9 protein-coding genes are annotated in these 10,468 nt (G+C 74.0%); 5 read left to right on the plus strand and 4 right to left on the minus strand.

What is annotated here, in order from left to right; all coding sequences use genetic code 11:
• Window positions 1–1,317: bis-aminopropyl spermidine synthase family protein (locus MXD58_RS11540; RefSeq protein WP_250609303.1), on the minus strand; the 1,317-nt coding region annotated here is incomplete at its 3' end.
• Between the two features lie 158 nt (window positions 1,318–1,475).
• Here MXD58_RS11540 and hisD point away from each other — a divergent pair.
• The 4 genes from hisD to hisH are packed head-to-tail and all read left to right on the plus strand — an operon-like array spanning window position 1,476 to window position 5,232.
• Window positions 1,476–2,771, plus strand: a complete 1,296-nt coding sequence (hisD, locus tag MXD58_RS11545; RefSeq protein WP_248837285.1) for a histidinol dehydrogenase — start codon at window positions 1,476–1,478, stop codon at window positions 2,769–2,771.
• The gene (locus tag MXD58_RS11550; RefSeq protein ID WP_248837286.1) at window positions 2,768–3,982 is read left to right on the plus strand and encodes a histidinol-phosphate transaminase; all 1,215 of its coding nucleotides are present in this window, start codon (window positions 2,768–2,770) and stop codon (window positions 3,980–3,982) included. The genes hisD and MXD58_RS11550 overlap by 4 nt, the downstream gene beginning before the upstream one ends.
• Before the next feature lie 39 nt (window positions 3,983–4,021).
• Window positions 4,022–4,609 carry an imidazoleglycerol-phosphate dehydratase HisB gene (hisB, locus tag MXD58_RS11555; RefSeq protein ID WP_248818350.1) on the plus strand — a complete coding sequence of 196 codons (588 nt, stop codon included), beginning with the start codon at window positions 4,022–4,024 and terminating at the stop codon, window positions 4,607–4,609.
• A complete protein-coding gene (gene hisH, locus MXD58_RS11560; protein ID WP_248837287.1) occupies window positions 4,606–5,232 on the plus strand; it encodes an imidazole glycerol phosphate synthase subunit HisH in 627 nt (208 codons plus the stop codon). The genes hisB and hisH overlap by 4 nt, the downstream gene beginning before the upstream one ends.
• A gap of 21 nt (window positions 5,233–5,253) precedes the next feature.
• On the opposite strand, the gene MXD58_RS11565 is transcribed toward hisH, so the two are convergent.
• The 3 genes from MXD58_RS11565 to MXD58_RS11575 all read right to left on the minus strand — a co-directional run bounded on the left by MXD58_RS11565 (window position 5,254) and on the right by MXD58_RS11575 (window position 8,870).
• Complete coding sequence (locus tag MXD58_RS11565; RefSeq protein ID WP_248837288.1) at window positions 5,254–5,832, minus strand: DUF302 domain-containing protein; 579 nt, start codon at window positions 5,830–5,832, stop codon at window positions 5,254–5,256.
• 147 nt (window positions 5,833–5,979) lie between these two features.
• A complete protein-coding gene (locus MXD58_RS11570; protein WP_248837289.1) occupies window positions 5,980–6,366 on the minus strand; it encodes a hypothetical protein in 387 nt (128 codons plus the stop codon).
• Window positions 6,367–6,416: 50 nt separating this feature from the next.
• On the minus strand, window positions 6,417–8,870 hold the full coding sequence (locus MXD58_RS11575; RefSeq protein ID WP_248837290.1) for an ATP-binding protein: 2,454 nt from the start codon (window positions 8,868–8,870) through the stop codon (window positions 6,417–6,419).
• 536 nt (window positions 8,871–9,406) lie between these two features.
• On the opposite strand from MXD58_RS11575, the gene MXD58_RS11580 reads away from it, so the two are divergent.
• Window positions 9,407–10,468, plus strand: a 1,062-nt coding sequence (locus MXD58_RS11580) for an HsdM family class I SAM-dependent methyltransferase (RefSeq protein WP_250609304.1), incomplete at its 3' end; no start/stop codon positions are given.

Below are 10,468 nucleotides of genomic sequence, written 5' to 3' on the forward strand. Positions count from 1 at the left end.
GTCGAGGACGGTCGCCAGCCGGGTGTGCGTGCCGGCCACGGCGGGACGCTCGCCGATGTACACCGGCCGGGCGGGGGCGGCGTCGGCCAGGAAGCGTCCGGCCGCCTCGAGCACCGGGACGGGCAGCTCGCCGGCGCGGCCCTCCTCGGACTGGCGCCCGCGGGTGTAGATCGTGGTCGTCACGGGTTCGCGGTCGGCCGGGCGGTCCAGGCGCTTCCAGGTGGCCGGCGTCGGCTGGCAGACGTACATGGCGGCGCGGGCGCCGACGGCCTCGGCGCCGTCGTAGGTGTGGAAGTCCGGCCAGACCGCCTCGAACACGAAACCCTGGTCGAGCAGCGCGCGCTGCACCTTCGCGCCCAGGGCCGGCGTGCGCGTGCTGTACCCGTAGGCGACGAGGACGCGGCCGCGGTCCCGGTCGGCGAGGGCCTGCGCGCCCCGCGCCGCGAACAGGGACACGCCGGCCGGGGTGTACGGCGGGTCGGTGAAGACGAGGTCCGCCGAGCCGGCGAGCGACGGCGGAAGGCCGAAGCGCAGGTCCGCGTACCGACAGCGCAGCGTCACACCCAGGGAGCGGGCGGAGCGTTCGAGGTACTCCAGCAGGTCCTCGTCGATGTCGACCACCGTGACCGACGGCCCGCCGCCGGCCGCCGCCGCCGTGCCGCGCCCGGCGTCGCGCTCGGCGAGCAGGGCGACGGCCAGTGACGTCAGGTCGTGGTCGCCGACGCACAGCAGCCGGGCCTCGCGCAGGTCGTAGTGGCTCGCGAGCCACACCGCCCGGCGCACGACCGTCGCCGCCGTGGCCGGCACGTGATCGAACTCGGCGCGGGGGCGGGGGGCGGCGGCGATCAGCTCGTGCAGGGTGGTCACGAGGGCGCCGTGGCGGCGGATCTCGGCCGCGAGCGGGTCGATGGGCGTCGACTCCCGCAGCCCGGTGTAATCGATCATCGCCCGGTAGTGGTCGACCGTGCCGGCGCGCAGCACTTGGCGCTCGCCCGCGGCGGGTCGGAGGTCCGCGCCGAGGCAGGCGAGGATCTCCTCGACCGAGCGGCGCGGCAGGCCGGACTCCTGGACCAGTTCACGCAGGGTCCGGGGCCGCTCGGTCAGCGCGGCGACGACCCGGCGCGGCGCCCTGGCGTGCACCCGGTAGTCCTGCAGGAGCGTCGCCAGCGACTCCCCGGGGGCACCCGGTGCCCCGCCTGTTCCGGACAGCGAGGAGACATCCGTGGCCTCCACTGTGGTCTCGAGGTCGGGTCCGGCGCCGGCGCCGGCCGTCGCCGGGGAAGGCGCCGCACCGGCCGCCGGTTCCCCCACTGGCACGCCCGCAACCGGTGTCACCTGCGCCGATGCGGCGGGCGAGGGAGGGGACGGCGACGGTCGGGCGTCGGGCGCTGGCTGTCGGTTCACCGGAGCAGCGTGACATCCCGCGCTGGTCCGTGATTTCGCCGGGCCCGGCGTCGGCGGATAGTCTCGACACCGTGCTCAGAAGGGTAGATCTGCGTGACGCCGCGCCCACGCCCGCGGAGGTTCGCCGGCTGTTGCCGCGCGCCGCGATAGACGTGGACGTCGCGGTCAACGCGGTGCGGCCGGTCTGCGACGACGTGCGCGCGCGCGGCGACGCGGCCGTCCTCGACGCCGCCGAGCGCTTCGACGGGGTCCGTCCCCCCCATCTGCGGGTGCCCGCCGCCGATCTCGCGGCCGCCGCCGAGGACCTCGAACCCGCCGTGCGCGACGCGCTGGCCGAGGCGATCCGGCGGGCCCGCCTGGTCCACGGCGCCCAGCGGCGCGAGCCGGTGACCATCGAGGTCGCCCCTGGCCTCACCGTGACCGAGCGCTGGGTGCCGGTGGAGCGGGTCGGGCTGTACGTCCCCGGCGGCCGGGTCGCCTACCCGAGCAGCGTCGTCATGAACGTCGTGGCCGCGCAGGAGGCGGGCGTCGCCTCGCTCGCCGTGTTCTCCCCACCCCAGCGCGAGAACCGCGGCCTGCCGCATCCGGTCGTCCTCGGCGCCTGCGCGCTGCTCGGCATCGACGAGGTCTACGCCGCCGGCGGCGCCCAGGCGATCGCGATGGCCGCCCACGGCACGGCCAGCTGCCCGCCGGTCGACGTGATCACCGGCCCGGGCAACGTCTACGTCACGGCCGCGAAGCGGCTGGTGCGCGGCGTGGTCGGCGTCGACGCGGAGGCCGGCCCGACCGAGGTCGCGATCCTCGCCGACGCCACCGCCGACCCCAGCTTCGTCGCCGTCGACCTCATCGCCCAGGCGGAGCACGACCCGATGGCCGCGGTGCTGCTGGTCACCACGTCCGTCGAGCTCGCCGACGCCGTCGACGTCGAGCTCGCCAGGCAGGTGCCCGCCACCCGCCACCGCGAGCGCGTGGAGGAGGCCCTGGCCGGCCAGGGCGCCGTCGCGCTCGTCGCCGACCTCGACGCCGGCCTCGCCGTCGTCGACGGCTGGGCCGCCGAGCACCTGGAGATCCACACGGTCGACGCGGCCCGCCTCGCCGCGCGGGTCCGCCACGCCGGCGCGATCTTCGTCGGCCCGCACGCCCCCGTCCCGCTCGGCGACTACCTCGCCGGCTCCAACCACGTCCTGCCCACCGGCGGCACCGCCCGTCACTCCGGCGGCCTGTCCGTCGCCACCTTCCAACGGCAGGTCCACGTCATCGAGAGCACCCCCGACGCGCTGCACGCCGTCGCCGGCCGCCTGTCCGCCCTCGCCGCGGCCGAGGACCTCACCGGGCACGCCGACGCGGTGAAGGCGCGGTTCCGATGATCGTCCGGTCCGGCGGTCGAACCGACGCCCGGGCGGGCCGGGACGACCGGCCGTGGCGGTCGCTGGACCTGGACGAACTGCCGCTGCGCGACGTTCTGCGGGGTATGTCCCCCTATGGTGCGCCGCAGCTCGATGTGCCGGTGCGGCTCAACACCAACGAGAACCCGTACCCGCCGTCCATCGACCTCGTCGACGCGCTCGGCAAGGCGGCGACGCTCGCCGCCACCGAGGCGAACCGCTACCCCGATCGCGACGCCGAGGCGCTGCGCGCCGACCTCGCCTACTACCTCACTGCGGACGCCGGTTTCGGCGTGCACACCGCCCAGGTGTGGGCCGCCAACGGATCGAACGAGGTCCTGCAGCAGCTCTGCCAGGCCTTCGGTGGCCCGGACCGCATCGCCGTCGGCTTCGAGCCGTCCTACTCGATGCACCGGCTCATTGCGCTGGCCACGGCGACGCGGTGGGTCGCCGAGCAGCGCGCCGCGGACTTCAGCCTGTCCGCCGAGGCGGTCGCGGGGGCCATCGAACGCCATCGCCCGGCGCTGGTGTTCCTCTGCTCCCCGAACAACCCCACCGGCACGGCCCTGCCGCTCGAGGTCATCGTCGCCGCCTGTGAGGCGATGCACGAAGCCGGCAGCGGCATGGTCGTCGTCGATGAGGCCTACGCCGAGTTCCGCCGCGACGGGGTCGCCAGCGCGTTGACGCTGCTGCCGAGCCAGCCGCGTCTCATCGTCACCCGCACGATGAGCAAGGCGTTCGCGCTGGCCGGCGCCCGCGTCGGCTACCTGGCCGCGCATCCGGCTGTCGTTGACGCCCTCCAGCTCGTCCGGCTGCCCTACCACCTGTCCGGCTTCACCCAGGCCGTGGCCCGCACCGCCCTCGCGCACGCCGACGAGCTGCTCGGCTCGGTCGAGGCCGTGCGGGCCCAGCGGGACCGGCTCGTGCGGGAGCTGACCGCGCTCGGCCTTCAGGTCGCGCCGAGCGACGCGAACTTCGTGTTCTTCGGCGGACTCGCCGATCATCGGGCGGTGTGGCGTGGGCTGCTCGATGCCGGCGTGCTCGTGCGTGACGTCGGCCCGGACGGCTGGCTGCGGGTCACCGCCGGGCTGCCCCGCGAGATCGACACGTTCCTCGCCGCGCTCGGCCGGGTGCTTGCCGTCGCCGCGGCGGGAACCGGGCAGACTGACGGTCAGACACCGACAGACCGGTAAATCCGGCCGACCCAGGTAGGAAAGGCCCGAGGACGCCCGATGGCACGTACCGCGCGTATCGCCCGCAAGACGCTGGAGTCCGACGTCCTCGTCGAGCTCGACCTCGACGGAACGGGAGTGGCGACGTCCGACACCGGCGTGCCGTTCTTCGACCACATGATGTCCCAGATCGGCAAGCACGGCGGCTTCGACCTCACCGTGCGCACCCGCGGCGACCTGCACATCGACGCCCACCACACCGTCGAGGACACCTCGATCGCGTTCGGCACGGCGCTGCGCGAGGCGCTCGGCGACAAGGCCGGCATCCGCCGTTTCGGCGACGCGACCGTCCCCCTCGACGAGGCCCTCGCCCTCGCCGTCGTCGACCTTTCCGGCCGGCCGTACTGCGTGCACGTCGAACCCGACCTGGTCGGCATGATCGGCACCTACGACACGACGCTGACCCGGCACATCTTCGAGTCCATCACCGCCTCGGCGCGGATCGCGCTGCACGTGCGGGTGCTCTCCGGCCGCAACGCCCACCATGTGGTGGAGGCGCAGTTCAAGGCGGTCGCGCGGGCCCTGCGCGACGCGGTCGCCCTCGACGCTCGGGTCGCCGGCGTGCCCTCCACCAAGGGCACGCTGTGAGCGCCGGCGCGCCGCGTCGGCGGGTCGTGGTGCTCGACTACGGCTCGGGGAACCTGCGCTCGGCGCAGCGCGCCCTCGCCAGGGTCGGCGCCGACGTCACCGTCAGCGACGACCTTGACGCGGCGCGGGACGCGGACGGCCTGGTTGTGCCCGGGGTCGGCGCGTACGCCGCGTGCATGGCCGGGATCGACGGGCTCGGTGCCGGGCCGGTCGTGCGCGCGCGCCTGGCCGCCGGCCGGCCGGTGCTCGGGATCTGCGTCGGGATGCAGGTGCTCTACGAGTGGGGCGAGGAGCACGGGGTGCGCACCGCCGGGATCGGCGCGCTACCCGGGGAGGTCCGCCGCCTCGCCGCCCCGATCCTGCCGCACATGGGCTGGAACACGGTGCGCCCGCCCGCCGGGTCGGTGCTCTTCGCCGGCCTGCCCGCGGACACCCGCTTTTACTTCGTCCACTCCTACGCGGCCAAGGCCGACCCGGACGCCGGCGACACGATCGGCGAGCACGGCGAGCCGTTCGCCGCCGCGGTGGAACGCGCCGCCCTGGCCGCCACCCAGTTCCACCCGGAGAAGTCCGGCGACGCCGGCGCCCACCTGCTCACCAACTGGCTCGCCACCCTCGCCTGAGCCCTCGGCGCCGCCGCCCGCTCAGCCGGTGGTGGCCGGGACGCGGCCGGTCGTCAGGGCGTCCGGTACGGGGAAGTCGAGGCTTTCCAGCAGGGTGGCGAGTTTCAGGTCCAGCTCGATGCCGACGATCGTGATCGACCGGTTGCCGTAGCTGCGGAAATGGGTGCTCGGCTGGTCGACGCTGAAGCGGGTCTCGCCGCGATGGTCGGTGTGGATCGTCGTGCGCAGCGGGGCGTGCAGGAGCACCCCGGGATCATGGCGGAACATCCGTTCGGCGATCACGTGGTTGCCCATCAGGTACTCGACGCAGCGGCCCTCGTCGCCGGCGGCGCGCAGCATCCAGGTGAAGTCCCCGCGCCAGTAGCGCAGGAAGTCGTGCGGGGCCTGCGGCAGCGTCGCGGCGCGCACCTCGGTCCAGGTCGGCCGGCCGGCGGCGAGGTCGGCGAAACGCGCCTCGTCGAGAGCCGGCACCGCCTGCTCGTACCGGCGCACCGTCTCCTCGTAGGGCAGTCCCGTCGCGACGGACAGCCGGTGCACCTCGTAACGCACCGTCTCCACGCCCTCGGCGGTTCGGGCCGGCCGCGTATCCGTGCTGGTCATGGTCGACTCCTTTCCCATCCTGGCGGGCCCGCGGTGGCCAGGCGGCGCGCCGCGGCTCGACTCGGCGGGTCCCCGGTGCCGGCCGGGCCGAAACCAGAAACACGAGGACCTGGCCCGTGTCGGCGTCGAATCGGGCTCCGGGACGTCCTAGGGACGGCCAAGCGACGTGGCCAGGGCGAGGACCTCGCCGTGCCAGGCCTGGACCTGCGACCTGGTGGGGCCGATTTCGTACTGGTGGTAGTGGCAGGCGACGCAGAGGTGGGACCAGGTCTGGCGGGCCCGGCTGGCGGTCGCGGGGGTGCTGTAGTGACGCAGGCAGTGGAGCTTGGCGGTCATATTGCGGGTGGACAGGCCCGGTTCGGCGGCGGCGAGCGCCGCGTCGATGGCGAGCTCCAGCGCGGTGCGCAGGACGAGCGCGGCGCCGCGGTGGCGGGCGGCGAGCGTCGCCTGAAGGCGACCGGCGAGCAGCAGCTCGGCGGTCCCGAACAGCTCGTTGAGCGTGATGCCGGTCGTGGCGGCAGGTCGCGTGGGCACTGGCTTCTCCCGGTCGGCGGCGAAACGAGGATGGGCGGTGGACAAGCGGATCAGGCGGCGGGGCGCGACCTGCGGACCGTCTTGGCGATGTGGCCGACGAGGTCGACGAAGCGGAGCGGGTCCTCGATCTGCGCGCCGCTGCCATGGGCGCCTTGCTGGCAGTCCTGGACGACCTTGACTGCCCAGTCGCCGCACCGGTCCGTCAGCTCGCCGTAGACGTCATCGGACCTCTTGGCGTCACCGAAGAAGGCGAGGGCGGCGACCTTCGTGAGTTTCTCCGCCTCGGAGAGGGCGGCGTCGAAGACCGGTTCGGCTCCGCCGGCCTGGTGGTGGCGAAGCCAGGCGGCCTCGGTGAAAGCGTTCTCCAACGCGATCCGGCAGAGGCCGGGCAGGACATGGGTTCGCGCCGCCGCCGGCAGTTTGCCGCTGCCGTGCGCGAAGCCGCGAGCCTCCCTGAGTGCCTGCTCGACGGGGTCGAGCGCGTTCTCGATCTCGACCTTTGACGCCTTCCCGCGCTCGACCTTGCGGATCGTGACAGGCAGGCCCTGGCCGGTGAACGCCCGCTGGAGGCGGGTGTCGTGGGTGAAGACGACGATCTGCCGCTGGTTGCCCAGCTCGGAGAGCACCTGGGCGAGTCCGTTGACTTTGGCGGGGTCCATGGACTGCACCGGGTCGTCGATGAGAAGGAAACCGAACGGGCTGTCGGCGGTGCGGGCCCTGGGCAGGAACAGTGCCAGCGCGAGCGCGTGCAGCTCGCCCTGGCTCATGACGGCGAGCGCGGAGGCGTCGGCGTCGTCGACGGAGACGTCGAGGATCAGCCGGCGCAGCGTCGAGGTCTCCTTGCCGTCGAGGCCGACCTTGGTGAGGCTGATGCTGCTCTCGTGTCGCAGCTTCGCCCAGATGTCCTGAGCCTGGACCTCGAAGGTGGCCAGCCGTTCCCGGCGCAGGTCCTGGATGAGTGCGTCGAGCCAGTCCCGCGCCTTCTTCAGCTCGCTCCTGCGTGCCTTGGCCGAGTTCACCGCGCGGGCCTGCTCGGTCCAGATCTGCAGGCTGGCGAGGAGTGGACGCCACCGGTCGTCGCGTTCCGCCAGCAGGACCCGGGCCTGATCGCGGGCAGCGGCACACGCCCGCACCAGCGTCCGCGCCGTGCCGAGGGCCTCGTCGGCCAGTGCGGCCAGGTCCGTGCGCGCTCGGCACGCCTCCCAGGCCTGCCATACCGCGGCGAGCGCGGGCGGGACCGCCGGCGGCGAGACGATGAGCGTTTTCAGCCCGGTTTCGGCCAGCAGCAGCCGAGCGTTCGCCGTTCTGACCACCCGGCTCTCGTCGAGCAACTCGGTGATCTGTGCCGCCGCCCGCCGCGCCCAGGCGTCGTCGAGGACCCGCTCGGTGCCGCAGACCGGGCAGGCCTCGCCGCCTGCGTGCCGCTCGCGGTGCCGCAGTGCCTGGGAGAGCAGTTCGGCGCGCAGCGAGGCATCCTCGGCGTTTGTGCCGGTGACAGCGGTGGCTGCGGCAAGGGCGTCGCGCAGCCGCCGCGCCGCCTCGTCGACCCGGTCGAGGTCGGGTCCCTGAAGGTCGGCGAGCTGGCGCAGTTCGGCGAGGTCACCGTCCTGTGCCGAGGGCAGGTCGGCCAGGAGGCGCTCGAGCGCCGCGAGGTCGGGACCGGGCTTCCTGGCCATGGCTTTCAGCGCGGCCTCGGCGCGGGCCTCTTCGGGCAGGTCGAGGAGCAGCGCTTCGAGCGCGGTGGTGAGTGTGGCTCGCTCGCTGTTGACGGTCTTGACCGCCGCGGTGTGCTGGCTCTGCTCGGCCTTGAGTAGGCCGTCGACGGCGGTGAGGTAGCCGAGACCGAGGATCTTGTCGACGACGTCGTACTGCCGGACCGCCTTGTCGTCGATCAGCTGACCCAGGTCGGCGTAGGAGAGGAAGGGGCGGTACTCGGCTGCGGCCCGCGCCCAGCCGGCCTGCGCGGCGGGCACGGCTGGCTGGCCCCGGCGCTGGAACACGCCGTCGGAGGTCGTGAAGTCGTCGCCCGGCCAGGTCCGGGTCAGCGTCGCCGGGCTGCCGCCGACCGTGAGAGCCAGCTCGATCCGAGGCCGGCGGGTGAGCTCGTGCCGGTTGCGCCAGGCGCCACGGCGGGGGTCGTCCTGGCGCTGCCAGCGGGTGTTCGTGCCGAGGAAGGCGGTCTCGGCGCCCTCGGCCAGGCTCGACTTCCCGGAACCGTTGCGCCCGACCACCAGCGTCACGCCGGGGGCGGCAGGCAGCGACAGCCGGGCCGGAGCGCCGATGCCGCGGTAGCCGGCGACGGTGATCGATTCCAGGTGGATCTGGCCCATCGCACTCGCCGCCGGCCTCTCGACCGCGTCGGATGCTTCGCGCAGCACGGCTTTCACCGACTCGGGCAGCGCTGCCGCGGCCAGCCGCGCCGCCGCCAGCTCGGCGATCGGCGTCGCCATGATCGCCGGCGCCGACGCCAGCTCGCCCGGCTCGGGCAGATCCGTCTCAGTCATTGTTGCTCCCAGAATCTCGATGAGCGTTCGTGGAGTGAGGTCGTTCCGGTACGGCGGGGGGTTGCTGCCCGCGAGGCCCCCGGCGCCCCCTGTAACACCGGGGACCTCGCGGGCGGCAACCCCTGCGCTGCCGACGTAGCTGGATCGGCGCAGGTGGAACCCGGCCCTCGGGCCAGGCGGGGATGGCGGAAGAATGGCTGTGAACACGCGGCCGCGCCGGGCATGGCGAGGCCGCCGGAGGGACGGCAAGGGGTGCGGCGGACACGGAGCGAGGACGCGCCCCGCACGGAACAAAGGGACAGCGGCGACGGCGCCGAGGGTGAAGCCGGCCGGGGCTGAGCGGCGGGTCGCCTCCGCGTCCGGAAGGCGGCGGCGCCGGGGCCTGGCCTGTGCGCATCGCGACCGATCCGCGACAATCCAGGACCTTAGGGCCGCACCGAATCTCCCGTCAAGCGTGAACAGCGGTCTTGTGTACGTCAGCTCGAATCGTTCACAGAGCTTGCCTAAGTGGCGATCACGCCGGTATGGTCCGGCATGTGGAGTTCGACGGGCAGGAAGAGCTGACGGCTGCCGCCATCGCGCGGCGGATCGGCGTCGGCCGCGCCGCCGTGTCGAACTGGCGCCGGCGCTACGACGCCTTCCCCAGTCCCGTCGGCGGCAACGACACCAACCCGACGTTTCGCTGGGCCGCCGTGGCGGACTGGTTGGAACGCTCCGGCCGCGCGGAGCAGCTCGCGAAGGCGGGCCGGACGGAGACCGGAACGCAGGCCCTCGACGGCCCGACCGGCGGCTGGTCGACCCGTGACGCGTTCGTCGAGCAGGCGAAGCGGAACGTCGAGGCCGAGCAGCGGCTGGCCCAGGTGCTCGTCTCGCTGCTGCCACCGACGACCGCGGCCAGCGCGGGCGGTGACGATCTGTTCGCCACCGCCGACGATCTGCCGGTCGTCTTCGACCCGGCCTGCGGCGACGGCACCCTGCTGCTGGCGGCCGCGGACCGGTTCGAGCAGCGGGTTCGCCTGTTCGGCCAGGACAACGACGAGCGGCTGGCGCGCACCGCCACCCTCGGCTTGGGCGCCCATCCGCTCGCTGGGCCGTATGACGTCCGCCTCGGCGACTCGCTGCGCGGCAACCGGTTCACCGAGCTGCTCGGGCGGGCGGCAGCGGTGGTGTGCGAGCCGCCGTTCGACCGGCCCGGCTGGCCGGCGGACGAGCTGGCGACCGACCGCCGCTGGGAGTTCGGCCGCCCGGAGCCCCGCGACGGCGAGCTGGCCTGGGTGCAGCACTGCTACGCCCACCTGCGCCCGCGTGGCACCGCCGTCATCGCCGTCTCGCCGCGGGCCTGTGTCTCGCCGTCCGGGCAGGCGATCCGGGCTCTGATGATTGGTGGCGGCGCGCTGCGCGCGGTGATCGCGCTACCGGCCGAGATGAGCACCGCGGCCGGCGAGGCCTGCCTGTGGGTGCTGCGCCGCCCGCGCGGCGACCAGGACGACGAGCCGGTCGTCCTGGTCGACTTCGCCGCCGCCGACGTGGCCGCGGTGCCGCACCAGTTCGGGGAGTGGCGGGAGCTGTTCGGCCTGGCAGCCGGGGCGGTGTCGGGC

The sequence above is a fragment of the Frankia sp. AgKG'84/4 genome (assembly GCF_023242965.2).
GTDB lineage: Bacteria > Actinomycetota > Actinomycetes > Frankiales > Frankiaceae > Frankia.